The 22,858-nt window shown below is 73.4% G+C and carries 29 protein-coding genes and 1 pseudogene; 17 read left to right on the top strand and 13 right to left on the bottom strand.

All coding sequences use genetic code 11. The features are described from left to right. Positions 1-86: 86 nt before the first annotated feature. The 4 genes and pseudogenes from K7640_RS15955 to K7640_RS15940 all read right to left on the bottom strand — a co-directional run bounded on the left by K7640_RS15955 (position 87) and on the right by K7640_RS15940 (position 1,928). Entirely contained in the window at positions 87-230 is a 144-nt protein-coding gene (locus tag K7640_RS15955) for a GPGG-motif small membrane protein (RefSeq protein WP_222955619.1), read from the bottom strand. Continuing rightward, positions 221-995, bottom strand: a pseudogene (locus K7640_RS15950) (metallophosphoesterase). Before K7640_RS15950 ends, K7640_RS15955 begins: the two are co-directional and overlap by 10 nt. Positions 996-1,008: 13 nt before the next feature. After that, positions 1,009-1,218 carry a hypothetical protein gene (locus K7640_RS15945; RefSeq protein ID WP_255609217.1) on the bottom strand — a complete coding sequence of 70 codons (210 nt, stop codon included), beginning with the start codon at positions 1,216-1,218 and terminating at the stop codon, positions 1,009-1,011. A gap of 62 nt (positions 1,219-1,280) precedes the next feature. Then, entirely contained in the window at positions 1,281-1,928 is a 648-nt protein-coding gene (locus tag K7640_RS15940) for a nucleotidyltransferase (RefSeq protein ID WP_255609171.1), read from the bottom strand. An 89-nt stretch (positions 1,929-2,017) separates the two neighbouring features. On the opposite strand from K7640_RS15940, the gene K7640_RS15935 reads away from it, so the two are divergent. Continuing rightward, positions 2,018-2,758, top strand: a complete 741-nt coding sequence (locus K7640_RS15935) for a dTMP kinase (RefSeq protein WP_222955615.1) — start codon at positions 2,018-2,020, stop codon at positions 2,756-2,758. Here K7640_RS15935 and K7640_RS15930 read toward each other — a convergent pair. Next, positions 2,743-3,426 (bottom strand): SDR family oxidoreductase, encoded by a 684-nt coding sequence (locus tag K7640_RS15930; protein ID WP_222955614.1) that lies wholly within the window; start codon positions 3,424-3,426, stop codon positions 2,743-2,745. The two genes, K7640_RS15935 and K7640_RS15930, sit on opposite strands and share 16 nt — an antisense overlap. A gap of 446 nt (positions 3,427-3,872) precedes the next feature. Here K7640_RS15930 and K7640_RS15925 point away from each other — a divergent pair, with 446 nt between their 5' ends. From K7640_RS15925 to K7640_RS15915, 3 genes are all read left to right on the top strand, one after another. Beyond that, the gene (locus tag K7640_RS15925; protein WP_222955613.1) at positions 3,873-4,787 is read left to right on the top strand and encodes a MurR/RpiR family transcriptional regulator; all 915 of its coding nucleotides are present in this window, start codon (positions 3,873-3,875) and stop codon (positions 4,785-4,787) included. Next, positions 4,784-5,740 (top strand): N-acetylmuramic acid 6-phosphate etherase, encoded by a 957-nt coding sequence (murQ, locus tag K7640_RS15920; protein WP_222955612.1) that lies wholly within the window; start codon positions 4,784-4,786, stop codon positions 5,738-5,740. The genes K7640_RS15925 and murQ overlap by 4 nt, the downstream gene beginning before the upstream one ends. A 394-nt stretch (positions 5,741-6,134) precedes the next feature. After that, positions 6,135-7,124 (top strand): RNA polymerase sigma factor RpoD/SigA, encoded by a 990-nt coding sequence (locus K7640_RS15915; RefSeq protein WP_222955611.1) that lies wholly within the window; start codon positions 6,135-6,137, stop codon positions 7,122-7,124. An 80-nt stretch (positions 7,125-7,204) separates the two neighbouring features. Here K7640_RS15915 and K7640_RS15910 read toward each other — a convergent pair whose 3' ends face one another. Then, positions 7,205-8,206: a C40 family peptidase gene (locus K7640_RS15910; protein ID WP_222955610.1), complete on the bottom strand. Its 1,002-nt coding sequence runs from the start codon at positions 8,204-8,206 to the stop codon at positions 7,205-7,207. A 497-nt stretch (positions 8,207-8,703) separates the two neighbouring features. On the opposite strand from K7640_RS15910, the gene K7640_RS15905 reads away from it, so the two are divergent. Next, positions 8,704-9,219, top strand: coding sequence for a DUF6232 family protein (locus K7640_RS15905; RefSeq protein ID WP_222955609.1), 516 nt, complete (start codon positions 8,704-8,706; stop codon positions 9,217-9,219). 4 nt (positions 9,220-9,223) lie between these two features. Here K7640_RS15905 and K7640_RS15900 read toward each other — a convergent pair whose 3' ends face one another. Next, the gene (locus tag K7640_RS15900; protein ID WP_222955608.1) at positions 9,224-9,553 is read right to left on the bottom strand and encodes a DUF3817 domain-containing protein; all 330 of its coding nucleotides are present in this window, start codon (positions 9,551-9,553) and stop codon (positions 9,224-9,226) included. Between the two features lie 26 nt (positions 9,554-9,579). Beyond that, the gene (locus K7640_RS15895; RefSeq protein WP_222955607.1) at positions 9,580-9,993 is read right to left on the bottom strand and encodes a hypothetical protein; all 414 of its coding nucleotides are present in this window, start codon (positions 9,991-9,993) and stop codon (positions 9,580-9,582) included. A 121-nt stretch (positions 9,994-10,114) separates the two neighbouring features. Between K7640_RS15895 and K7640_RS15890 the strand changes: the two genes are divergently transcribed. The 3 genes from K7640_RS15890 to K7640_RS15880 are packed head-to-tail and all read left to right on the top strand — an operon-like array spanning position 10,115 to position 11,330. Beyond that, positions 10,115-10,429 carry a DUF6158 family protein gene (locus K7640_RS15890; RefSeq protein ID WP_222955606.1) on the top strand — a complete coding sequence of 105 codons (315 nt, stop codon included), beginning with the start codon at positions 10,115-10,117 and terminating at the stop codon, positions 10,427-10,429. Next, a complete protein-coding gene (locus K7640_RS15885; protein WP_222955605.1) occupies positions 10,429-10,752 on the top strand; it encodes a hypothetical protein in 324 nt (107 codons plus the stop codon). Before K7640_RS15890 ends, K7640_RS15885 begins: the two co-directional genes overlap by 1 nt. 35 nt (positions 10,753-10,787) lie before the next feature. Next, complete coding sequence (locus K7640_RS15880; RefSeq protein ID WP_222955604.1) at positions 10,788-11,330, top strand: DUF1360 domain-containing protein; 543 nt, start codon at positions 10,788-10,790, stop codon at positions 11,328-11,330. A gap of 54 nt (positions 11,331-11,384) precedes the next feature. On the opposite strand, the gene K7640_RS15875 is transcribed toward K7640_RS15880, so the two are convergent. The 3 genes from K7640_RS15875 to K7640_RS15865 form a co-directional block, all read right to left on the bottom strand. Next, the gene (locus K7640_RS15875; protein WP_222955603.1) at positions 11,385-11,594 is read right to left on the bottom strand and encodes a hypothetical protein; all 210 of its coding nucleotides are present in this window, start codon (positions 11,592-11,594) and stop codon (positions 11,385-11,387) included. 75 nt (positions 11,595-11,669) lie between these two features. Beyond that, positions 11,670-11,903 carry a hypothetical protein gene (locus K7640_RS15870; protein WP_374198091.1) on the bottom strand — a complete coding sequence of 78 codons (234 nt, stop codon included), beginning with the start codon at positions 11,901-11,903 and terminating at the stop codon, positions 11,670-11,672. A gap of 19 nt (positions 11,904-11,922) precedes the next feature. Then, positions 11,923-13,032 (bottom strand): 3-deoxy-7-phosphoheptulonate synthase, encoded by a 1,110-nt coding sequence (locus K7640_RS15865; RefSeq protein ID WP_222955601.1) that lies wholly within the window; start codon positions 13,030-13,032, stop codon positions 11,923-11,925. Positions 13,033-13,337: 305 nt separating this feature from the next. Here K7640_RS15865 and K7640_RS15860 point away from each other — a divergent pair, with 305 nt between their 5' ends. The 4 genes from K7640_RS15860 to K7640_RS15845 all read left to right on the top strand — a co-directional run bounded on the left by K7640_RS15860 (position 13,338) and on the right by K7640_RS15845 (position 17,358). Continuing rightward, positions 13,338-13,553, top strand: coding sequence for a hypothetical protein (locus tag K7640_RS15860; RefSeq protein ID WP_222955600.1), 216 nt, complete (start codon positions 13,338-13,340; stop codon positions 13,551-13,553). Positions 13,554-13,622: 69 nt separating this feature from the next. Beyond that, positions 13,623-14,915, top strand: a complete 1,293-nt coding sequence (locus K7640_RS15855) for a pitrilysin family protein (protein ID WP_222955599.1) — start codon at positions 13,623-13,625, stop codon at positions 14,913-14,915. Next, complete coding sequence (locus K7640_RS15850) at positions 14,912-16,258, top strand: pitrilysin family protein (RefSeq protein WP_222955598.1); 1,347 nt, start codon at positions 14,912-14,914, stop codon at positions 16,256-16,258. The genes K7640_RS15855 and K7640_RS15850 overlap by 4 nt, the downstream gene beginning before the upstream one ends. A gap of 74 nt (positions 16,259-16,332) precedes the next feature. Then, on the top strand, positions 16,333-17,358 hold the full coding sequence (locus K7640_RS15845) for an aspartate-semialdehyde dehydrogenase (RefSeq protein WP_222955597.1): 1,026 nt from the start codon (positions 16,333-16,335) through the stop codon (positions 17,356-17,358). A 232-nt stretch (positions 17,359-17,590) separates the two neighbouring features. Here K7640_RS15845 and K7640_RS15840 read toward each other — a convergent pair whose 3' ends face one another. Then, positions 17,591-17,830, bottom strand: coding sequence for a hypothetical protein (locus K7640_RS15840; RefSeq protein ID WP_222955596.1), 240 nt, complete (start codon positions 17,828-17,830; stop codon positions 17,591-17,593). A gap of 82 nt (positions 17,831-17,912) precedes the next feature. Here K7640_RS15840 and K7640_RS15835 point away from each other — a divergent pair, with 82 nt between their 5' ends. Then, positions 17,913-18,353 carry a PPOX class F420-dependent oxidoreductase gene (locus K7640_RS15835; protein WP_222955595.1) on the top strand — a complete coding sequence of 147 codons (441 nt, stop codon included), beginning with the start codon at positions 17,913-17,915 and terminating at the stop codon, positions 18,351-18,353. Between the two features lie 7 nt (positions 18,354-18,360). On the opposite strand, the gene K7640_RS15830 is transcribed toward K7640_RS15835, so the two are convergent. After that, on the bottom strand, positions 18,361-18,942 hold the full coding sequence (locus tag K7640_RS15830; RefSeq protein WP_222955594.1) for a nucleotidyltransferase family protein: 582 nt from the start codon (positions 18,940-18,942) through the stop codon (positions 18,361-18,363). A gap of 110 nt (positions 18,943-19,052) precedes the next feature. Here K7640_RS15830 and K7640_RS15825 point away from each other — a divergent pair, with 110 nt between their 5' ends. From K7640_RS15825 to K7640_RS15810, 4 genes are all read left to right on the top strand, one after another. Further along, complete coding sequence (locus K7640_RS15825; RefSeq protein ID WP_222955593.1) at positions 19,053-19,739, top strand: TMEM175 family protein; 687 nt, start codon at positions 19,053-19,055, stop codon at positions 19,737-19,739. Between the two features lie 64 nt (positions 19,740-19,803). Then, complete coding sequence (locus K7640_RS15820; RefSeq protein WP_222955592.1) at positions 19,804-20,220, top strand: CBS domain-containing protein; 417 nt, start codon at positions 19,804-19,806, stop codon at positions 20,218-20,220. Between the two features lie 163 nt (positions 20,221-20,383). Further along, entirely contained in the window at positions 20,384-20,755 is a 372-nt protein-coding gene (locus K7640_RS15815; protein ID WP_222955591.1) for an SCP2 sterol-binding domain-containing protein, read from the top strand. After that, a complete protein-coding gene (locus tag K7640_RS15810; protein ID WP_222955590.1) occupies positions 20,755-22,815 on the top strand; it encodes a glycogen debranching N-terminal domain-containing protein in 2,061 nt (686 codons plus the stop codon). Before K7640_RS15815 ends, K7640_RS15810 begins: the two co-directional genes overlap by 1 nt. Positions 22,816-22,858 lie beyond the last annotated feature (43 nt).

The following is a 22,858-nucleotide window of genomic DNA, read 5'->3' as shown; positions in this document are numbered from 1 at the left end:
GTCGGGTCCGGAAGCTCCTGTCTGGGAGGACGAGGCTCCGGGCCCGACGACCCCGGCGGGTCGAGGGTGGTAGGGAGGTGGGGGGATCAGGTGAAGATGCTGACCCCGCCGGGGCCGACCAGCAGACCGACGACGATGAGGACGATGCCCCAGAGGATCTGCCGACGGAACAGCGCCAGGATGCCGGCCACGACCAGTACAACTGCGAGAATCCAGAGAATCAGCTCCATGGCGGCTGAATACCCGGGGGGTCGGACCGGGAAACCTGGTTTTCAGTCCAGTTGATCTCCCAGGTGGAAGATGCTGTAGGCCTGCTTGATCACGGGGTGCGCCACGTTGCGCACCCGTACGCCGCCCGGCGTGGTGCCCCGCTCGGTGCCGTGGTGCGCGTGCCCGTGCAGGGCCAGCGCCGTCGGCGCCGAGTCGATCGCCTGCCCCAACTGATAGCTGCCGAGGAACGGGTAGATCTCCAGCGGCTCCCCGGCCAGCGTGTCGGGCACCGGGGAGTAGTGGGTGAGCGCGACCAGCAGATCGCAGTCGAGCCCACGCAGCGCCTTGCCGAGCGTCTCGGCGCTCTCGTTGGTGGTCCGCACGAACGCCTTCATCTCCGGCTCGCCGAAGTCGCTGGCGCAGCGGCCGGCGAACCCGCCGCCGAAGCCCTTCGCCCCGGCCACCCCGAGCCGGCCACCGGGGCACTCCAGCACGATCCCGTCCCCCTCCAGGACGGTGATGCCGGCGTCCTGGAGCACCTTCACCACCTGCGGCACCTGGTCGCACTGGTGGTCGTGGTTGCCCAGCACGGTGATCACCGGCACCCCGAGGTCGCCGAACTCCTGGGCCACGCAGCGCGCCTCGGACTCGGTGCCGTGCCGGGTCAGGTCGCCGGCGAGCAGCAGCACGTCGGCGCAGTCCGGCAGCTCCTCCAGGGCCGGCCGGAACCGCCCGACCACGTCCTGGTCCACGTGCACGTCCCCGACGGCGGCGATGCGGATCATCGTGGTGACCTCCTCACGGCAGTTCCTCGACCTGGGTGGGCGCCTGCGTACGGATCACCCCGATGTCGCTGGTGATCGGCACGTCGGGGAACCGCTCGGCCACCCGGCGCAGGATCTCCTCCCGCCGGTGCGGGCTCTCCACCTCGCCGTACAGGACCAGGCCGCGTTCCCGGCGGACCACGGTGATGCCCTGCTCGGCGACGGCCGGATCCTCCGCCAGCATCCGGTGGATCTCCGCCTCGACGTACTCGTCCGCCGGCTCGGCGCCGCCGTTCTGCCGCTCGGTCACACCGTCTCCCTTCCTCCGGGCGGGCCGGAGCCCGGCACCACGTCCAGTCGGTCGAGCAGCACCAGGAACGCCTCGGCGTACGGCGAGTGCTGCGTCTCCTTCCGTACCCGCTCCCAGTCGATCTGTTCCCGCAGCGAACGGGCCAGCGGAAGGGCCCGGGCGAAGTCGCAGTAGTGCTGGGAGAAGCTGAGCAGCTTGTGCACCATCAACTGGGTGGCCGAGAGCACCGGCATGTGGATCGCGTCGACCGGCCGGACGATGGTGTCGGTGAAGGTCTCCTCGGTCACCGGGGTCTCGATCGGCCGGTGGATGAGGTCCACCATCCGGCCCTCGTCGTAGACCTTGACCAACCAGTCCTCGGGTGGGCGCTCGGCGGTGAAGCCGGCCGCGACCAGCTCCGCCAGGGCCCGTTCCACGTCCTCCTCGCGGATCAGGAAGTCCACGTCGTGCTCGCTGGAATGGCCGCCGTGGGCGTACACCGCGAAGCTGCCGCCGAGCGCGAACGGGATGTCGGACTGCTTGAGCACGGCGGCGACTCGTTTGAGCGTGTGCAGCAGGCTCTCGTCCCCGCGCTCGGCCATCTGGGTCTCCCGTCGGTCGTGGTGGTGGGACAGGCGGTCGGATCGGGTTTGCGTACCCGGCATTCGGGTCGTCCACACCTGGCCGCGTGGCGGACTTCGCGCAACGGCACAAACCGGCCGCCGAGGTGCGGGGTTCCGATAATCTGGGGAAGGTGTCAGCAACCGTGCGGGGCCGGCGACGCCGGCCCCGATTGCGCAGCATCGCCCTGATCGGGATTGACGGCTCGGGCAAGACCACCCAGGCGCACCGGCTCGCCGACGCGCTCACCGCCGACGGGCGGCCGGCCACCTACCATCGCAACGCCGGCGGGCGGTACTGGCTGGGCCGGGTGGCCCGGCGGCTCGGCCGGCCGGACGCCCAGCGCCTGGTCGGGCGCGGCGGGTTGCTCGCCGTCGAGTCGGTGCTGCGCTGGCTGGCGATCGCGGCGGCGCTGCTGAGCTGCCTGGTCACCGGCCGGACGGCGGTGATGGACCGCTACGCCGCCTGCCAGTACGTCAGCATGCGGGCGCACGGCGGCCAGCGGTGGGAACGCCTGGCCCGGGCCGGCTACCGGATCTTCCCGCCGCCGCAGGTCACCTTCCTGCTGGCGGTCGACCCGGCCGAGGCGTACCGGCGGATCGAGCGACGCGGCACCGACCACGAGGCGATGGACTACCTGACCGCCGCGGCCACCGCGTACCGGACGCTGCCGGAGTATCCGTCGTTCGTGGTGGTCGACGCCGGCGGCCCGGCCGAGGAGGTGACCCGGCGGATCCGGGCCCACCTGGCCGCCTGGCTGCCGGAGAGCACCCCGACTGGACAGCCCGCGGGGGACGCCGGGCCGGGTGTCCCGGCCCTCCCCGTCGTGCTGCCGCCGCCCGGCGCCGCCGCGCCGGCTCAGGCCCGGCCGTAGACCGGCACGGCCGCGCCGCTGGTCGGCGCGGAGTCGTCGGAGGCGAGGAACCGGACCACCGAGGCGATCTCCGCCGGAGGCACCCAGCGCCCGTGATCGGCCGCCGGTTGCGCGGCCCGGTTGGCCGGGGTGTCGATCACGCTGGGCAGCACCGTGTTGCAGCGCACCCCGGCCGACCGGTACTCGACGGCCACCGCGTTGGCGAACGCCAGCACCGCCGCCTTGGCGGTGACGTAACCGGCGGCACCGGCAAACGGCGTCAGGGCCGCCCGCGCCGAGACGCAGACCACCGAGCCACCCCCGGCCGCCATCAGGCGCGGCAGGGCGGCCCGGGTCACCAGGTACGTGGGGCGCAGGTTGACCGCGAGCAGCCGGTCGAACTCCTCGATCGGGGTCTCGTGCACCAGGCCGCCGCTGGCGTACCCGCCGACCAGGTTCACCACCGCCCGCAGCGGGGCGGCCGGGTCGGCGGCGGCCACCTCGACCGCGTGCGCCGCGCCGGCGGGATCGGTGAGGTCCGCGGTCACCCGGACCGGTCCGCCGGCCGCCGCGGGCCGGTCACCCCGCGACGGTACGACCACCCGCCAGCCCGCCGCCAGGAACGCCGTGGTCACCGCCCCGCCCAGCCCGCCCGTCCCGCCGGTCACCAGCACGCTGCGCTCGGCCATCGCCCACTCCCTCCTCGGCCCACCGGTAAGGAAGGGCCCCCTGTTAACGCCTCCGGTATAGCAGGGGCCCCCGCTTAACAGGGGAGCCCCGCTCGACCGACGGGCCGGCGGGAGCCCGGTCGACCGATGAGAGGGCGGGTGGGCGGCGGCCGGTGCCGGCGACGTCCGGCGGCGCGCCGGCCGGGGGCACGAGGTCCGGGGGCGCGCGGGCCAGCGAGGTCTGGGGCGCGCGGGCCAGCGCGGTCCGGCGGCGGGCGGGCCGGTACGGGGCGGCTGGCCGGCCGGTGAACGGCAGCCGGGCGGGAGGCGCGGTCGACCGGACCGGGGGAGGTGGCGGTCACCCGCCGGTGGGATGCTCTGCGTGGGTCCGCCACGGCTAGGCGTACTTTTGTCGGAAAAGCGCAGTCGTGGTTGACGGTCGCCGCTCGTGAAAGTAAGTTTCATCCGTGGCGAAGAGTCCGAAGATTTCCGCGAGTCACGAGCCCGGTGGACTGATCGTCCACATCAGCGGCCTGCTCCCGTCACTGTCCCCGGCGGAGCAGCGGGTGGCCCGCCTGGTCGTCGCGGATCCGGCCGACGCCGCGCGGCGTACGATCACCGACCTCGCCACCGCCGCCGAGACCTCGGAGGCCACCGTCATCCGGTTCTGCCGGTCGGTCGGCATGGACGGCTACCCGCAGCTGCGGATCCGCCTGGCGGCCGAGGCGGCCCGCCGGGTCGAGCCGCCGGACGCCCGGGTGGTCGGCGGCGACATCCCGCCCGGCGCGGACCTGGCCCAGATCATCGCCACCATCGCGTTCAACGACGCGCGGGCGGTCGAGGAAACCGCCGAGCAACTCGATCCCGCCGTCTGCGAGCAGGTGGTCGAGGCGATCGTCGGCGCCGGCCGGATCGACGTGTACGGCGCCGGCGCCAGCGGCTTCGTCGCCTCGGACTTCCAGCAGAAGCTGCACCGGATCGGCCGCACCGCGTTCTACTTCCCGGACGTGCACACCGCGCTGACCTCCGCCGCCCTGCTCGGCCGGGGTGACGTCGCGGTCGGCATCTCGCACACCGGCACCACCAGCGACGTGATCGAGGTGCTGGAGCAGGCCCGGGCCCGGGGGGCCACCACCGTGGCGCTTACCAACTTCCCCCGCTCGCCGATCACCGAGGTGGCCGACTTCGTGCTCACCACGGCGGCCCGGGAGACCACCTACCGCTCCGGGGCGATGGCCAGCCGGCTGGCCCAGCTGACCGTCGTGGACTGTCTCTTCGTCGGGGTGGCCGCCCGGAACCGGGCGCGGGCCCGCAAGGCGCTCGAGGCGACCGCCGCGGCGGTCCAGACCCACCGGGTGGGCTCCGGGCGGAGGCGCGGGTGACCGCCGGCCGGGTCGGGCCGGACGAGATCGCCGCCCCGCTGCCGGTTCGCCCGGTGGTCCGGGTGGGCGCGCCGACCGAACGCCGTAACCCGCTCAGCGCCGACCTCGACCTGATGTCGACCCGGGACGTCCTCGCCGTGATCAACAACGCGGACCGGTTGGTGCCCGCCGCGGTCGCCGCGGTGCTCGACGAGATCGCGGTGCTGGTGGACCTGGCGGCGGCGGCGCTGCGCGACGGGCGACGGGTGCACTACTTCGGCGCCGGCACGTCCGGCCGGCTCGGGGTGCTGGACGCGGCCGAACTCGTGCCGACGTTCAACTCGCCCCGGCACTGGTTCTGCGCCCATCTCGCGGGCGGTCCGGACGCGATGTGGCGGGCGGTGGAGGACGCCGAGGACGACGCCCAGGGCGGCGCGGCGGAGGTCGCCGGGTGCGTCCGCCCGGGCGACGTCGTGGTGGGTCTCGCCGCCAGCGGGCGCACCCCGTACGTGCTGGGCGCCCTTGCCGCCGCCCGGTCCCAGGGCGCCTCGACCGCCCTGATCTGCGCCAATCCGGACGCGCCGGCCGCATCCTCGGTCGACGTGTTCATCGGCGTGGACACCGGGCCGGAGGTGGTCACCGGGTCGACCCGGATGAAGGCGGGCACCGCGCAGAAGCTGGTGCTGAACATGTTCTCCACCGCGGTGATGGTCCGGCTCGGCCGGGTCTACTCGAATCTGATGATCGACATGGTGGCCACCAACGCCAAGCTCCGGGGCCGGATGATCTCGATCCTGGTGGAGGCGACCGGCTGCCCGGAGGATCTCTGCCGGCGCGCCCTGAACGAGTCCGACGGCGACCTGAAGACGGCGCTGGTCTCGCTGGTCTCCGGGGCCGAGATCCCGGCCGCGCGGGCCGCGTTGGCCCGCTCCGCCGACCAGGTACGCGGCGCCCTCGACCTGCTCGCCTCCTGATCCGGGGCCGCTCACGCGCCGCCCGTTCCGGGTGAGACGCGGAACACGTTGCCGGTGAGACGCGGAACACCTCGTCGATGGGACTTGGCGCACGCCCCGGATTGTTCGACAAGCGTGGGGGTAATCATCTCCCCATGGATGAACCAGCCGGCCCACCGGCGCGTATGTGAGCAGTGACGAGCGTCCGATCCGCCCTTCCGTCCCAGGTCGGGCGGGGCGCGAGGCAATAGCGCTGACAGCAAACGTGGACCGTGCTCCCAGCTAGTACTCAGGCATTCGTGACACTTTCGACTCAGCACAAGGAATCCCCGACACGTCCCATCTGTTGTGTAGGTGTCAGGTCAGCACCGGGGGGCACTGCGGACGACGCGGGAGGGAGCTGACGGACGTGGGGATGGCAAGGAACCGGGCAACCGGCGCGAGCGAGGGGACCGTGGCAATCGTGGACAAGAACATCGGCATGCGTACCGACGAGGTCGCCGAGGAGCGGGACCTGGTCGGCGTCTACCTGCACGAGATCTCCCGGACGCCGCTGCTGGACGCCGCCAGGGAGGTCGATCTCTCCAAGGCGATCGAGGCCGGCCTCTACGCCGAGCACCTGCTCGGCGCGGACCGCGTACCGGCCGGCGTCGACCGGGAGGACCTGGAGCGGCTGGTCGTCGAGGGGGAGCGGGCGAAGGACCTCTTCATCCGGGCCAACCTGCGACTGGTGGTGTCCATCGCCCGACGCTACGTGCGCTCGGGCATGCCCATGCTCGACCTCATCCAGGAGGGCAACACCGGCCTGGTCCGGGCGGTCGAGAAGTTCGACTACGAGCGGGGCTACAAGTTCTCCACCTACGCCACCTGGTGGATCCGTCAGGCGATCAGCCGGGCGATCGCCCAGCAGGAGCGCACCGTGCGGCTGCCGGTGCACCTGGTCGAGGACGTCAACCGGATGCGTAACGTGGCCCGCCAGCTCACCCGTGAGCTGGGCAGCGACCCGGAGCCGGAGCAGATCGCGGCGGCGCTCGGGGTGACCGTCGAGCGGGTCAACGAGCTGGTCCGCTGGTCGCAGGACACGGTGTCGCTGGACACCCCGGTCGGCGACGACGGCGACACCAACCTGGGTGACCTGGTGGCCGACAGCGACGCCCCGTCGCCGGAGGAGATCGTCCTCACCGGGCTGGAGCGGCAGCGGATCGAGGGTCTGCTCAACCACCTCGACGACCGGTCCGCCGGCATCATGCGGGCCCGCTACGGCCTGGAGGACGGGCGGGAGCACTCGCTGACCGAGGTCGCGTCGCGCTTCTCGCTCTCCCGCGAGCGGATCCGCCAGCTGGAGATCCAGGCCCTCGGCCGGCTCCGCGAGCTGGCCCGGGCCGAGGGGCTCCAGGCGGCCTGACCGCCCGGCGCTCCGACCGAGACACCGAACGGCCGGCGTCCCCTTCCGGGGGCGCCGGCCGTTCGCCGTGTCCGGGCGCGTCAGCCGACCCGGCCGTAGCCGTACGGGCTCATCATGTCCATCGACCGCTTGCGTACGTTGCGACCGGCGCTGGGCGCGTCGATCACCTGGCCGTCGCCGACGTAGAGCGCGACGTGCCCGAGGCCCTCGTAGAAGACCAGGTCGCCCGGGCGCAGGTCGCCGCGGCTGATGTGGCTGACCTGCCGCCACTGCATCGCGGCGTTGTGCGGCAGGGACCGGCCCGCCGCCCGCCAGGCGGCCAGGGTGAGGCCGGAGCAGTCGTACCCGTCGGGACCGTCGGCCCCCCACTTGTACGGCTTGCCGATCGCGCCGTACGCGTACCGCACGGCGGTGCCGGCGGCGCCGCTGACGGCGGGTGCCGAGCTGGCCTTGACGGTCCGCTCGGACTTGGCCGGTGGCGGCGCCGGGGCCGGCTCGGGTGCCTCCGTCGCCCGGCCGTACGCCTCGCGGCGCAGCTCGTAGAGGTCGGCCAGGTCCTTCTCGATCTTCTTGCGGGTGGCGGTCAGCGTGCGGGCCTGGGTGGCCTGCTGGGCCAGCGTGGTCTCCAACTGCTTCTTCTCGGCCAGCAGGCGCCGCTGGTTCGCGGTGTAGCCCGCGATCCGCTCCTGGCGCTGCCGGGTCAGCCGGTCGACCACGCTGAGCCGGTCCGCCAGCGTGCCGGAGCCACCCGGTTCGAGCAGCGCCTGGGCGTTGCGCAGGCCACCGGTCTTGTAGGCGTTGACGGCCAGCTCGGCCACGTCCGCGCGGCTGCGCTCGGCCTGCGCCGCCAGCGGCCCGAGCCGGGTCTGGATGGCGGCGGCGGTGGCCCGGTTGGCCTTCATCCGCTCGGAGAGCGCATTGTACGACTCGACCACCCGCTCCAACCGGGTGGAGGATTCCTCGATCCGCGCCGTCAGTTGCGCGGGGGTCGGCTCGGCCCGGACGGCCGACGCCGGTGCGATCAGCGCGGCCGAGAGGCCGGCGACCGCGATGGTGCGCAGCAGGATCCGTAGGGACGACAAGAGCGGAAGGCTCCTCTCCCAACCGCCGCCGGAGAGCTGCTGACGCCCCGGCGGCACCGACCGGGGCCTCCCGGATGGGGGCTGTGGACCGGTCCGGCTCGCTCACCGTAACTCGGGACAGGAGTGAGGTGCAGGGGAAGCAGGGGCGAAAGTTGCATAACGACCCCGGTGTGACGAACGTGAAACACGCTCAGTGGCGGTGCCTGCGGGGCGCGGGTGGCCGGCGTGCCCGGCTCGTAGGGATCGGCCGGATTCGTCGTTGTCGGCGGATGTCGCACCGATCAGGGAGCTGAAGGCGGATAAAAGGTGAAATCCGCCGGTGATATCCGGCGGGCCGTCCGGCCTGCGGCGGACATCGCACCGGTAATCGAGCCGCCGACGGTTGCCGGCCGGTCCGAGAATGGAGCCACCGGGCCGGAACGCCGTCGGGGGGACACCGCGCTGGTGGCCGACGGTGACCTCCGGCCGGGGTACCGCACCGTGGGGGGAGGTCCGCCGTGCAGACCAGTCACCGCGCCCAACGGGGCCCCGGTACGCCGGGCCCGAGCCGGCTGATCTATGCGCGCCCGGGGATCGTGGTCACCGGCGAACGGTTCAGCGTCGGCCGGCAGAGCTTCCCGGTCGCCGAGCTGACCCACCTGCGCACCGACCGGGGCCCGCACGACCGGTTCGCGGTCCGGGTGGTCGCCGCCACCGCCGCCCTGATCGGCGCCGCCGGGGTGCTGCTCGGCTTCACCGGGGGACTGGAACGGCTCACCGCCGGGGCGTACCTCGGGCTGGGCGCGTTCGCCGCGCTGCCGGTGCTGCTCGGGCTCGCCGGCGACCGGTGGCGGCCGCCGCCGTACGAGCTGTGGGGCTGGCACCGGGGCGCCGAGGTGCTGCTGTTCAGCACCGACGACCCGGGGCAGCTCGACGAGGTGACCGAGGCGCTGGGCCGCGCCCGGGACGGCATCCGGTACGCCGACTGGGAGGACCCGCTCGGCGCCGCCGCCCCGTGGCGGCCGGACCGCTGACGCCTCAGCCGGCCACCGGCTCCGGGGTGCGCGGACGCCGCTCGTGGGCGAGCCACCGGCTCACCCGGCGCTCGGCGTAGAAGGACACGAACGGCACCGTGCCGGCCAGCATCACCAGCAGCATCCGCTTCAGCGGCCAGTGCACCCGGCGGGACAGGTCGAACGTCGCCGCCAGGTAGAGCATGTACAGCCACCCGTGGGCGGTGCCGACCACGGCGACCACCGTCGGGTCGTGGAACAGGTATTTCAGCGGCATGCCGATCAGGACCAGCACCACCAGCGCCACGCCCACGATCCAGGCGATCACCCGGTACCGGGTAAGGGCTCCGCCCACCGTCGTCCGTCCTTCCGAAGCCGGCCTCAGCCGGGATAGTCGCCGGGCCGCGCGCCCGGGTTGGCGTTCAACCATGACAGGTAACGGTTGTAGTCGGCGAGGTCGCCGTCGTCGGCGCCGGCAGCCGCCGGCCGGCGGGTGACCCGCACGGGCCGGCGTACCCCCGGGGTGGGGGTGGGCGCGGAGCCGGCGGCCGGCGGCGGCGCCGGGGTGGTCGGCGGCGCGGGCGAGTCCCTGCGAAGGGTGTGCCGCACCTCACGCCACCAGACGAAGACCACGAAGCCGGCGAAGACCGGCCACTCGATCGCGTATCCATAACTCAGCGTGTTGCCCGCGGCGGCCCGGGTGACCTGCCACCAGCCGAGTCCGAGAAAGCCCACCACCAGCACGACCATGGCCACGTGGCGGGCGATCCACGCCGGTGTCCAGAGCCGCTTCATGGCATCGAGGGTACCGGGCGGCCGGGGCGTCTCCGACACCGTGTCGTAGTGCGCCGGGTTTGGTGTCACCCGCCGTGGGCATCCGTACAGACGCCAACCCGGACGAGAACAGGGGGCGACGATGACCGAATCAGTACGCCGCGCCGGCGACGCCAGCCCGGAACAGCGGCTGCCCGAGTGGGACGGAGACCACCTCGACTCGCGGGCCACCGCCGACCCCGAGCCCGAGCTGCTCGGGGTGGACCCGGCGGAGCTGGCCGACGAGGACCTGATCCGGGAGATGCACAGCCTGCACCGCACCCGGCTGGACACCCTGCGGTACGCGGCCGACTCGGCGCTCGCCAACCACCTGCGGCGCACCGCCGAACTGGAGACGGAATACCTCGCCCGGCACCCCGGGCGCGAGGTCGACCCGAGCCGGCTGCGGGACGCCTGATGGCCACCCACGCCGAACGCGGCATGTCGGCGCCGCCCGAGGTGGTGTTCAACACCGCCACCGACCCCGACCGGGCGGCGGCCTGGCTGCCGGAACCGCTGCGCCGCACCGGCAGCCAGCGGCTGGCGGACGTCGACGCCGAGGAGATGCGGGCCCGCTGGACCTGCGACTCCGCCGGCTGGTCCGCCGACATCGACGTCGAGCCGGGCGACGCCGGCGGGGCCCGGGTCCGGCTGGACCTCTCCGGCCCCGACCACGGACTGGCCGACGAGATCCTGACCAACCTCGCCCGCGAGGTCGCGGACAACCTGACCGCCGGTTGAGCCGGCACCGTACGAACAGAACCGAGGAGGCCGGGTTGACCGGGACTGGTCTGAAGCAGAAGGTGGCGCGGCTGCGCCAGGCGTACGCCCCGCACGAGCAGCGGCCGCTGGAGGGCTACCTGAAGGCGATGGGCACCTACGCCACGGTGACCGCGTCGCTGGTCGGCCTGGTCCGGGCGACCGGCCGGCCGGTGCCGGAGCGGCCCAGCACGCAGGACATCGTGCTGCTGGCCATCGCCACGCACAAGCTCAGCCGGCTGATCTCCAAGGACGCGATCACCAGCCCGCTGCGCGCCCCGTTCACCCGCTACGACCACCCGATCGGCAGCGGTGAGGTGATGGAGCAGGTCCGGGACGAGGGCAGCCAGACCCGGCACGCCCTCGGTGAGCTGGTGAGCTGCCCGTTCTGCCTGGCGGTCTGGGTGGCCACCGGGCTGACCGGGGGGCTGGTGCTCGCCCCGCGGCTGACCCGGCTGGTGGCCACCGCGCTGACCGCGGTGGCGGCCTCGGACTTCCTCCAGATGGGCTACGCGGTCGCCCAGCAGGCCGCCGAGGGCGGGCACCACGACGACAAGTGACCGGCGACGCGAAGAGGGGGCCCGCCCGGGCCCCCTCTTTTCGCGCGCTCCCCGTCAGGTGGGGGTGGTGCCGCCGTTCTCGCCGGCCCAGCCGCGGGGCGACTCCGGCTCCCGCTCCTCCCGGTCCTCCCCGGTGATGATGTCGTCGGCGACCGCGGTCTCCTCGTGCTCGTTGGCGAAGTCGGGCTCGGGCAGGGTGTCCGTGCCCTCCGGGGGCTGGCCCAGCGCCGGCAGGCGCTCGTGCCCCTCGTCGCGGTCGGTCATCGGTGGTCCTCTCCGTCATACCGGGTGGTCCGGGCCGGGGGGCCCGGTGCGTGCCCGTCGGCGCGGGCGGGCGGCTCAGCCCACCGTGCCGCCGAGCAGGTCGGCCGCCTCGTCCACCGCGTACTCGCCCTGGGGGAGCGCGGCGATCCGGGTGAGCAGGTCGGCCGGCAACTCGGCGGCGACGGCCCGGCGGTAGATGTCCGCCTGGCTGATCCGCTCCTGGCCGTGGTAGATGTCGTCGAGCAGTTCGTCGAGCTGCCGGGTGTCCGGCTGCTCCGTCACGGGCGCGTCGTCGGTCACGCCGCCCACCTACCCGGGCCCGAATCGGTCAAACCTCCCGGCGCACCCCACCGCCGGCCGGGGCTCCGACGGCGGCGCGGCGGGCCCGGACCGCCTCGGCCAGGTGGTCCAGCACCTGCCCGGTGGTGTCCCAGCCGAGGCAGGCGTCGGTGATCGAGCGGCCGTACTCCAGCTCGCGGGTGGGGTCGAGATCCTGCCGGCCGGGCTGGAGGAAGCTCTCCAGCATGATCCCGACGATGCCCCGCTGGCCGGCGGCGAGCTGGGCGGCGACGTCCGCGGCGACCAGCGGCTGCCGGCGGTGGTCCTTGCCGCTGTTGGCGTGGCTGGCGTCCACCACCACCCGCTCCGGCAGGCCGGCCGCGCGCAGCAGCGCCAGCGCGCCGGCCACCGAGTCGGCGTCGTAGTTCGGCCCGTCGTTGCCGCCGCGCAGCACCAGGTGACCGTCGGCGTTGCCCCGGGTGTGCATGATCGCCGGCGTGCCGGAGACGTCGATGCCGGGGAAGACGTGCGGTACGCCGGCCGCCCGGATCGCGTCCACCGCGGTGGCGATGCTGCCGTCCGGCCGGTTCTTCATGCCGATCGGCATGGACAGGCCGGAGGCGAGCTGACGGTGCACCTGGCTCTCCACCGTCCGCGCGCCGATCGCGCCCCAGCCGACCGTGTCGGCGATGTACTGCGGGGTGATCGGGTCGAGGAACTCGCAGCCCACCGGGAGGCCCAGCCGCAGCACGTCGAGCAGGAGCGTCCGGGCCACCCGCAGGCCGGTGTTGACGTCGCCCGAGCCGTCCAACCGGGGGTCGTTGATCAGGCCCTTCCAGCCCACGGTCGAGCGCGGCTTCTCGAAGTAGACCCGCATCACCACGAGCAGGTCGTCGGCGAGGCGGTCGGCGACCTCGCGGAGCCGGCCGGCGTATTCCAGGGCGGCGGCCGGGTCGTGCACCGAACACGGGCCGACTACCACCAGCAGGCGGTCGTCGGTGCGGTCCAGCACCCGGCCGACCGCGCGGCGCCCGGCCAGCACGGCCGAGGCGAGCGGGGCCTCCAGGGGCAGGTCGTGGTGCAGCAGGGCCGGGGTGGTCAACGGCACGACGCGGTCGATCCGCTGGTCGATGACCGAGTCCGTCTCCGGGGTCGTCACGGGGGGCTTCCTTCCGCCGACCGTGCCCCGGGGCCGGTGCCCGGGTCGAGCCGGCTGCTCGTACGCAGAAGGGCAGGAACTTCAGCTCCTGCCCGGCCGGCTCGAAACGCGGTGACGTCAGCTCATGGTGAGGTCACCGGCTTCGCAGCCGGCTGCCTAAACCATCGATACGAGCGCGTCACGCGGATCAGCCTACCCGACCGGCCGGCCGACGCTCACCGTCTTCGTCGGCCTACCGGATCCTGGGAAACCCGCCGGACGGGCTCGCGGAGTGCCGGCCGGACGCACGGGGTATGAGGGCCGGCATGACGGACGAGCAGAACGACCAGGACCGGGTAGAGTCCCGCGCGCACCTGCTGCCCGAGGAGGCGGCCGTCGGCAGCGACGACCCGCAGGCGCAGGCCGACGCGATCCTCACCGAGTCGGACATCCGGGAGTCCGACCGCCACGCCGCCCCCGACACGGTGCTGGAGCATCGCACCTCGGATCAGACGGTGACCCCGATCGAGCCGCCGGACTGAGCCGGAACGCCCCGCCCCCCCGGGGCGGGGCGTCCCCTTTCCCACCGGGAGATCGGATAGCGTCGGGGCATGCCCGACAGCGGTTACCCATGGCCCATCGAGACCACCCGACTGGACAACGGCCTGCGCGTGGTGGTGAGCGAGGACCGCGCCGCCCCGGCGGTCGCGGTCAACCTCTGGTACGACGTGGGCTCCCGGCACGAACCGCACGGGCAGACCGGCTTCGCCCACCTCTTCGAGCACCTGATGTTCGAGGGGTCGGTCAACGTGGCGAAGACCGAACACATGAAGCTGGTCCAGGGCAACGGCGGCACGCTCAACGCCACCACCAACCCGGACCGCACCAACTACTTCGAGACGGTCCCGGCCGAGCACCTGGAACTGGCGCTCTGGCTGGAGGCGGACCGGATGGGCGGCCTGGTCCCCGCGCTGACCCAGGAGACGCTGGACAACCAGCGGGACGTGGTCAAGAACGAGCGGCGGCAGCGCTACGAGAACGTCCCGTACGGCGACGCCTGGCTGCGCCTGCTGCCGCTGCTCTACCCGCCGGGGCACCCCTACCACCACGCGACCATCGGCTCGATGGCCGACCTGAACGCCGCCGACCTGGCCACCTTCCAGGCGTTCCACGCGACCTACTACGCGCCGAACAACGCGGTGCTGACGGTCACCGGGGACGCCGACGCGGCCGAGGTGTTCAAACTGGCCGAGCGCTACTTCGGGGCCATCCCGGGGCGCGCCGACATCCCCGCCGCCCCGGACGGCCGGACCGTCCCGGCCACCGGCCGGCCCGCCGTCGAGCAGGTCACCGCCGACGTGCCCGCCCCCCGGGTGTACGTGGCCCACCGCACCCACCCGTACGGCAGCCCCGGCTACGACGTGGTCACCGTGCTGGCCACCATCCTCGGCAACGGCCGGGGCAGCCGGCTCTACCAGCGGCTCGCCGACGGCGAGCGGATCGCCCAGCCGGACAGCGTCGGGGCGTACGGGGTGGACCTGGCGCACGCGCCGGCGCCGCTGATCGCCACCGCCACCGCCCGGCCCGGGGTGACCGGGCAACGGCTCGCCGCCGGGCTGGCCGAGGTGGTCGACGAGCTGGCCACCGTGCCGGTCACCGCCGCCGAGCTGGACCGGGCCAAGGCCATGCTGAGCACCCAGTGGTGGCGGCAGCTGGCCACCGTGGAGGGTCGCGCCGACGCCCTCGGCCGGTACGCCACCCAGTTCGGCGACCCGGCCAAGGTGGGCGAGCGGCTGCCGGCCTGGCTCGCGGTGACCGCCGAGCAGGTCGCCGAGGCGGCGGCCGAGGTGCTGCGCGCCGACGACCGGGCCACCCTGACCTACCTGCCGGAGGAGACCTCATGACGCTGATCGCCACCCGTCCCGGCCCGGGCGCCGCCCGCCCGTACCGGTTCCCGGCGGTGGTCCGCCGGCAGGTGGCCGGCGGGCAGGTCGTCGCCGCCCACCTGCCCGGGCAGAACCTCGCCGTCGCGCTGCTGCTGCTCGACGCCGGGGCGGGCCGGGAACCGGTCGGCAAGGAGGGCCTCGGCGGGGTGCTCGCCAAGGCGTTGGAGGAGGGCACCGCCCAGCGGGACGCCACCGCGTACGCGCTGGCCGTGGAGGGACTCGGCACCGAGCTGGTGACGGCGCTGGACTGGGACAGCTTCCAGGTCAGCGTCCAGGTGCCGGTGGACCGGCTCACCGCCGCCGTCGAGCTGCTCGCCGAGGCGGTCCGGACGCCCCGGCTCGACCCCGACGACGTCCGGCGGGTCCGCGACGACGAGGCGACCGCGCTGCGGATGGACTGGGCGAACCCGGGCCCCCGGGCGGACGCGGCGCTGCGCGCGGAGCTGTACGGCGCCCAGAACCGCTGGGGCCGCCCGATGTACGGCGACCCGGACTCGGTGGCTGGCCTGGACGTGGAGGACGTCACGGTCTTCCACTCCGAGTGGTTCATCCGGCCGGGCACCCTGATCGTGGTGGGCGACCTGGACCGGGTCGACCTGGACGCGCTGGGGGCGGCGGCGTTCGCCGGCGCCGGTGGCGGCCCGGTCGAGCGGGGCGGCCCGATCGAGGTGCCGACCCGCACCGGCCGGCGGGTCATCCTGGTGGACCGGCCCGGCTCGGTGCAGTCGACGCTGCGGCTGGGCCACCCGTCCCCGCACCGGGCCCACCCGGACCACATGCCGATGATGCTCACCGCGACGGTGCTCGGCGGCGCGTTCACCTCCCGCCTCAACCACCTGCTGCGGGAGGTGCGCGGCTACACGTACGGCGTGCACGCCGACTTCGGCGCCGCCCGCCGGTTCGGCCGGTTCGCGGTCGCCTCCGGGGTGCAGACCGCGGTGACCGCACCCGCGCTGGTCGAGGCGGTCGGCGAGATCACCCGTACCCAGGCGGGTGGGGTGACCGAGGACGAGGTGGCGGTGGCCCGCGCCTGGCGGGCCGGCCAGCTCTCGGTGGAGCTGCAGAGCCCGCGGGCGATCGCGGCGGCGCTGACCACGCTGGTCGTGCACGACCTGCCGGACGACTACCACGCCCGGCTGCGTGAGTCGCTGCTCGGCGCGGACGCCGAACTGGTCTCCACGGCCGCCGCGACGCACCTGCGCCCGGACGCGCTGACCCTGGTCGTCGAGGGCGACGCGGCGGTCATCCGGGACGAACTGGTGGCCGCCGGGCTGGGCGAGCTGGTGGACCATCCGGGCTGATCAACCGCCGGGTGGTGCCCGCGCGGTGGGAAAGCGTTCCCGGCCGACCCGGCGGGCTGGGTAGCCTCGCGGGCATGAGGATTGGCATTGTGGGGGCTACCGGCCAGGTCGGTGGCGTCATGCGGCAGGTGTTGGCGGAGCGGGACTTCCCGGCGGAGCAGGTGCGGTTGTTCGCCTCGGCGCGGTCGGCGGGGCGGACGCTGCCCTGGCGGGACGGCGAGGTGACCGTCGAGGACGCGGCCACCGCCGACTACACCGGGCTGGACATCGTGCTCTTCTCGGCCGGCAAGGGCACGTCGAAGGAGCTGGCCCCCCGGGTCGCCGCGACCGGCGCGGTCGTGATCGACAACTCCTCCGCCTACCGGATGGACCCGCAGGTCCCGCTGGTGGTCGCCGAGGTCAACCCGCACGCCGCGGCCGACCGGCCGAAGGGCATCATCGCCAACCCGAACTGCACCACCATGGCGGCGATGCCGGTGCTGCGCCCGCTGCACGCCGAGGCCGGCCTGGTCAGCCTGGTGGTCGCGACCTACCAGGCGGTCTCCGGCGCCGGCCTGGCCGGCGTCGCCGAGCTGGACGAGCAGGTCCGCAAGGTCGCCGAGGACGCCGCCGCGCTCACCCACGACGGGTCGGCCGTGCCGTTCCCCGCGCCGCGCTCGTTCGCCCGGCCGATCGCCTTCAACGTGCTGCCGCTGGCCGGTTCGATCGTCGACGACGGCTCGTTCGAGACCGACGAGGAGCAGAAGCTCCGCAACGAGAGCCGCAAGATCCTGGAGCTGCCCGAGCTGAAGGTCTCCGGCACCTGCGTACGGGTGCCCGTCTTCACCGGCCACTCGTTGCAGATCAACGCCCGGTTCGCCCGGCCGATCACCCCGCAGCGGGCCCGCGAGCTGCTCGACGGCGCGCCCGGGGTGGCCCTGAGCGACGTGCCCACCCCGCTGGAGGCGGCCGGCCAGGACCCGACGTACGTAGGCCGGATCCGCGCCGACGAGACCGTCGAGCACGGCCTGGCGCTGTTCTGCTCGAACGACAACCTGCGCAAGGGCGCGGCGCTGAACGCCGTCCAGCTCGCCGAGCTGGTGGCGGCTGAGCGGCGCTGAGCCGGCGCGGCCGGGTGCGCCCCGGCGGGCGTCCCACCGGTCGTGCGTCACCGGCCACGCGCCGATCGTGGGTCGCGGGTCGTTCGTGGGTCGCGGGTCGTTCGTGGGTCGCGGGTCGTTCGTGGGTCGCGGGCGACGCGCCGGTTCGCGGGTCTTGGCCGCGGGCCGGGGGTAGCCGCGGGGTGTCGCGGGCCGTAGGTCGCCGTGTGTGAATGAGCGTGATACCTCAGAGTCATTTTGATGACTCTGAGGTATCACGCTCGTTCGGCTCTCCGGCCCGCCCCGCCGACGCGCGGACGCCCGCCGACGCGCGGATGCCCGTCGACGCGCGGATGCCCGTCGACGCGCGGATGCCCGTCGACGCGCGGATGCCCGTCGACGCGCGGATGCCCGTCGACGCGCGGATGCCCGTCGACGCGCGGATGCCCGTCGACGCGCGGATGCCCGCCGACGCGCGGATGCTCGCCGACACGCGGATGCCTGCCGGTCGGCGTGCCCCGGCGGTGGGGATCCGATGGAATGAGAGCCCGACCCGGTCGACAGCGGAGGACGCCATGGCGGACGAGCAGACCCAGCAGGCCCTGACCGACCTGATTGCCGGGAGGTGGCTCGGCGTGCTGGCCACCGTCAAACGGGACGGGCGACCCCAGCTGTCCAACGTCGTCTATTCGTTCGACCGTGCGGGGGGCGTGATCCGGGTCTCGGTCACCGACGGGCGGGCCAAGACCGCCAACCTGCGCCGGGATCCCCGGGCCAGCTTCCACGTCAGCAGCGACGACGGCTGGGCGTACGCGGTGGCGGAGGCGCGGGCCGAGCTGACCCCGGTGGCCGAGCGGGCCGACGACCCGACGGTAACGGAACTTGTCGAGCTCTACCGGTCGGTGCAGGGCGAACACCCCGACTGGGACGACTTCCGGGCGGCCATGGTGGCCGAGCGGCGGCTGGTGCTGCGCCTGCACGTCGAGCGGGTCTATGGAATGCCACCGCGCGGTTGACCGACGGTCAGCCGGGGTCGACCACCCGCACGCCGGGCCAACGTTCGGCGGGGCGGTGCCGGGCCAGCCGCCGCCGGGACACCGCCAGCGACACCCGGGTCGGATTGCGCCGCCACACCCCGCCGAGCAGGTCGGCCAGGCCGTGCGGGGCGCACACCTCGATCCGGTCGTGGGCGTCGAGGCGTACGGCGACGGCGGTCGCGTACTCCGGCCAGGTGGCCACCGCCTCGGCCACGCTCCGGTACGGCGCGATCGGCTCGCCGCCGAACTTCGTCGCGTACCAGGTGTGCACGGCGGCCTGGTTCTTCGCCTCCCAGGGCGGTTCGGGCCAGGCCGCCCGCAGGACGGCGGTGGCCCGCTCGTCGTTGGCCCGGCTCAGCTCGTCGGGGTCGAAGAAGACGACGTCCACGTCGCGGATCGCGTGGGGGTCGAACCCGGGACCGTACCGTTCGCCCCAGACCAGGTCACGCACGGCGCCCGCGCCGACCCAGGCGTCCGGGAGGCCGGCGGCCCGGACCACGGCCAGCGCCCGGGTCAGCCACGGACTGCCGCCGACCAGCCGGCGCAGCACGTCCTCGTCGGCGGTCACCGGGCCACCCTATGCCGCCGCCGACCGGCGGGATGCCCTGGCGTCCGGCGGGTATACCCCGGGCCGCGTCGGGGCGAGCGCACCCTCCGGCGGCGGGAACGGGGGAGCCGATGGACGCCGACCGGTACGCGCCACGGGGCGCGGACGACGAACTGTCCGGCCTGCGGTCGGACACCGGCCGGGCGATCGGCTTCAGCGACGCGGTGTTCGCGATCATCATCACGCTGCTGGTGCTGGACCTGCGCATCCCCGAGGTGCCGAAGGGCGGGATGCTGCATGCCCTGCTCGCCCAGTGGCCGGTCTACCTGGCGTACGTCACGTCGTACCTGTACGTCGCGGTGAACTGGTTGAACCACAAGGGCACCTTCCACCGGGTCCGCTGCACGGACCGCGGCTTCCACTGGGCGAACCTCGGAGTGCTGTTCAGCGTGGCCCTGCTGCCGTTCGTCACGGCCGTGGTCTCCGCCTCCGTCGAGCACGGCGACCGGGCCGACGAGGCCGTGGCCGTGGCGCTCTACGGGCTGGTCGGCATCGTCCTCTCCGTCGCCTGGCTGTGGCTGTACCACTACCTGAGCCGGCACCGCGAGTTGCTGCAACCGGGCGTGCCGGCCGGGTTCTTCGCCGTGGAGCGGCTGCGGGCCGTGCTCGGCGTGGTCGCGTACGCCATCGCGGGTCTGGTGGGTTGGCTGGTCAGCGTGCCGGTGGCGCTGGTGGTGCTGCTGTTGCTGCCGATCTTCTACGGCCTGTCCAGCAACGGCGTCTACGACCTGCGGCGGCGGTTCCGCGCCCGCCGGTGACCCCGGGTTACCCCCTCCCGGCCGGCGGGTAGACGGGCGGTGCCGACACCGAGAGGGGAGCACCATGACAACGGTCGGAGAGTTCATGACGACCCGGTTGGTGACGATGGACGGCAACGACACGCTGACCGCGGCGGCCCAGGAGATGCGCGACAGCGCCATCGGGGACGTCGTGGTGACCGACGGCGACAACGTGGTGGGGATCGTGACGGACCGGGACATCACGGTGCGCGGCGTCGCGGAGGGCTTCGACCCGGCCACCACCCGGCTCAACCAGATCACCAGCAAGGACGTGGTCACGGTGAGCCAGTACGACGACGCGGTGGCCGCCGCGGACCTGATGCGCACCTACGCCGTACGCCGGTTGCCGGTGATCGACGACGGCCGCCTGATCGGCCTGGTGTCGATGGGGGACCTGGCCGTCGAGCGGGAGCCCCAGTCGGTGCTCGCGGACATCAGCGCCGACGAACCCAACAACTGACGTCCGCCGCGGACGACGCCGGCTCCCACCGGGGGCCGGCGTCCTCGCCTGCCCGCCGCCCGCGCCGGTCGCGGCGCCTCACCCGAACCGGGCGAGGTTGACGCCGTACTCGACGGGGACCCGACCCGGGACCGAGCCGGAACGGGCGGGAGGAGCGGACCCGATGCTGGACGCGACCACCAGGTTCTTCGAGGACCTGGACCGGCGGGGGTACGAGCCCCTGCTGGCGAAGACCTCCGGAACCCTGCGCTTCGACCTGCACCAGGGGGCGCAGACGACGCACTGGCTGCTGCAGATCGACCGGGGCAACCTCCAGATCGCCCAGGAGGACCGGGAGGCCGACACGGTGGTGGGCGCCGACCCGCGGCTCTTCGACGCCCTGGTCTCGGGCGGCGACAACGCGATCGCGGCCCTGCTGCGGGGAGACGTGACAGTCGTCGGGGACCTGCGGCTCCTGCTCCAGTTCGAGCGGGTCTTTCCGGGTCCGGCGGACTCCCGGGGTCCGCGCCGTGTGTTCGCGAGGGAGATGCGCTGATGGGGGACACCAACACGATCCGGATCCTGGACGGCAACACCTTCGTGGTCTCCGAGGACACCGGGGACATCGAGGCGACGCCGAGCGAGCCGACCGGGCTGTTCTCCATCGACACCCGGTTCCTGTCCCGTTGGGTGCTGACCATCAACGGCGAGCGGCTCAACTCCCTGTCCTACGACGACCTCCAGTACTACGAGGCGCGCTTCTTCCTGGTGCCCGGCATGGCCACGCACTACGTCGACGCGAAGCTGTCGGTGATCCGGGAGCGGGCGGTGGGCGGCAGCTTCCGGGAGACGCTGACCATCCTCAACCACGACGAGAAGGCGGTCGACCTGGAGATCCGGATGGAGGCCGCCTCCGACTTCGCCGACCTGTTCCAGGTCAAGGACGAGATCCTGAACAAGAAGGGCGAAATCTACACCGAACCGGAGGCCGACCGGCTGCGGCTGGGCTACCGGCGGGGCAACTTCCGGCGGGAGACGGTGATCTCCTCGTCCGAGCCGGCCCGGTACGACCACGGTGGTTTCGCGTACACCATCCACCTGGAGCCCAACGAGCAGTGGCAGAGCATCATCGACGTGCAGACCTTCGCGATCGGGCCGGGCGGCCGGGACCTGCGGATGGGGCTGCGCGCACACGGCACCGAACGGCTCGCGCTCCAGCAGGACCTGGAGGAGTGGATCGCCCGGGCGCCGAAGGTGAACAGCGAACACGGCCGGGTCGCCGCGACCTACCAGCGCAGCCTGGTGGACCTGGCCGCGTTGCGCTTCTCGCCGCTGTCGCTCGGCGGCCAGACCCTGCCCGCGGCGGGCCTGCCCTGGTTCATGACCATGTTCGGCCGGGACAGCATCCTCACCTGTCTCCAGGTGCTCCCGTTCGCGCCGGAGTTGTCCAAGACGACGCTGCGGATCCTGGGGGCGCTGCAGGGCACCCGGTTCGACGACTTCCGGGACGAGGACCCCGGCCGGATCCTGCACGAGATGCGCTACGGCGAGACGTCGTCCTTCGAGGAGCAGCCGCACTCGCCGTACTACGGCTCGGTGGACGCCACCCCGCTGTTCGTGGTCCTGCTCGACGAGTACGAGCGGTGGAGCGGCGACGTCGCGCTGGTCAAGGAGCTGGAGCGGGAGTGCCGGGCCGCGCTGAAGTGGATCGACGAGTACGCGGACCTGGTCGGCAACGGCTACATCTGGTACGAGCGGCGCAACACCGACACCGGCCTGGAGAACCAGTGCTGGAAGGACTCGTGGGACTCCATCTCGTACCGGGACGGCACGCTGCCGCCGTTCCCCCGGGCCACCTGCGAGGTGCAGGGGTACGCGTACGACGCGAAGGTGCGGGCCGCCCGGATGGCCCGCGAGTTCTGGGACGACCCGGCGTACGCCGACCAGCTGGAGCGGGAGGCGGCCGAGCTGAAGGAGCGGTTCAACCGGGACTGGTGGGTCGCCGACGGCGGCTACTACGCCCTGGCCCTGGACCCGAAGGGCCGCCAGGTGGACACGCTCAGCTCGAACATCGGGCACCTGCTGTGGAGCGGCATCGTCGACCAGGCGCGCGCCGAACAGGTGGCGCAGCACCTGGTCGGGCCGCGGCTCTTCTCCGGCTGGGGCGTGCGTACCCTCGCCGAGGGGGAGGTGCGGTACAACCCGATCGGCTACCACAACGGCACGATCTGGCCGTTCGACAACTCCTTCATCGCCTGGGGGCTGCGCCGTTACGGCTTCGCCGAGGAGGCCGCGACCATCGCCAACGGCATCCTGGACGCGGCGACGTACTTCGACGGGCGGCTGCCGGAGGCGTTCGGCGGCTACCAGCGGGAGCTGACGAAGTTCCCGGTGGAGTATCCGACGGCTTGCACCCCGCAGGCCTGGTCCACCGGCACGCCGCTGCTGCTGATCCGGACCATGCTCGGCCTGGAGCCGCACGAGGGGCACCTCGCGGTGGACCCGCGGCTGCCGGTGGGCATGGGCCGCATCGAGGTGCTGGACATCCCGGGCCGCTGGGGCCGGGTGGACGCCTTCGCCCGCGGCCGCCTGGACCTGCACAACCTCGCCGGCTGAGGTGAAAGGAGGGGCCCCTTATTAACAGACGTCTGTTAATAAG

The sequence above is a fragment of the Micromonospora sp. PLK6-60 genome (assembly GCF_019890675.1).
In the GTDB taxonomy this organism is placed as follows: Bacteria; Actinomycetota; Actinomycetes; order Mycobacteriales; family Micromonosporaceae; genus Micromonospora.
Note: the sequence above shows the minus strand (reverse complement) of the source record. Positions and strands in the feature narration are given on the sequence as shown.

Bases quoted from the DNA above. Each gene is read 5' to 3' on its own strand.
- K7640_RS15875 (WP_222955603.1), bottom strand. From the start codon at position 11,594: ATGACCGACCGCGACGAGGGGCACGAGCGCCTGCCGGCGCTGGGCCAG.
- K7640_RS15890 (WP_222955606.1), top strand. From the start codon at position 10,115: ATGACCGAATCAGTACGCCGCGCCGGCGACGCCAGCCCGGAACAGCGG.
- K7640_RS15825 (WP_222955593.1), top strand. From the start codon at position 19,053: ATGGACGCCGACCGGTACGCGCCACGGGGCGCGGACGACGAACTGTCC.
- K7640_RS15810 (WP_222955590.1), top strand. From the start codon at position 20,755: ATGGGGGACACCAACACGATCCGGATCCTGGACGGCAACACCTTCGTG.
- K7640_RS15820 (WP_222955592.1), top strand. From the start codon at position 19,804: ATGACAACGGTCGGAGAGTTCATGACGACCCGGTTGGTGACGATGGAC.
- K7640_RS15895 (WP_222955607.1), bottom strand. From the start codon at position 9,993: ATGAAGCGGCTCTGGACACCGGCGTGGATCGCCCGCCACGTGGCCATG.
- K7640_RS15930 (WP_222955614.1), bottom strand. From the start codon at position 3,426: ATGGCCGAGCGCAGCGTGCTGGTGACCGGCGGGACGGGCGGGCTGGGC.
- K7640_RS15885 (WP_222955605.1), top strand. From the start codon at position 10,429: ATGGCCACCCACGCCGAACGCGGCATGTCGGCGCCGCCCGAGGTGGTG.
- K7640_RS15835 (WP_222955595.1), top strand. From the start codon at position 17,913: ATGGCGGACGAGCAGACCCAGCAGGCCCTGACCGACCTGATTGCCGGG.
- K7640_RS15815 (WP_222955591.1), top strand. From the start codon at position 20,384: ATGCTGGACGCGACCACCAGGTTCTTCGAGGACCTGGACCGGCGGGGG.
- K7640_RS15850 (WP_222955598.1), top strand. From the start codon at position 14,912: ATGACGCTGATCGCCACCCGTCCCGGCCCGGGCGCCGCCCGCCCGTAC.
- K7640_RS15915 (WP_222955611.1), top strand. From the start codon at position 6,135: ATGGCAAGGAACCGGGCAACCGGCGCGAGCGAGGGGACCGTGGCAATC.
- K7640_RS15845 (WP_222955597.1), top strand. From the start codon at position 16,333: ATGAGGATTGGCATTGTGGGGGCTACCGGCCAGGTCGGTGGCGTCATG.
- K7640_RS15860 (WP_222955600.1), top strand. From the start codon at position 13,338: ATGACGGACGAGCAGAACGACCAGGACCGGGTAGAGTCCCGCGCGCAC.
- K7640_RS15940 (WP_255609171.1), bottom strand. From the start codon at position 1,928: ATGCCGGGTACGCAAACCCGATCCGACCGCCTGTCCCACCACCACGAC.
- K7640_RS15855 (WP_222955599.1), top strand. From the start codon at position 13,623: ATGCCCGACAGCGGTTACCCATGGCCCATCGAGACCACCCGACTGGAC.
- K7640_RS15955 (WP_222955619.1), bottom strand. From the start codon at position 230: ATGGAGCTGATTCTCTGGATTCTCGCAGTTGTACTGGTCGTGGCCGGC.
- K7640_RS15945 (WP_255609217.1), bottom strand. From the start codon at position 1,218: ATGCTGGCGGAGGATCCGGCCGTCGCCGAGCAGGGCATCACCGTGGTC.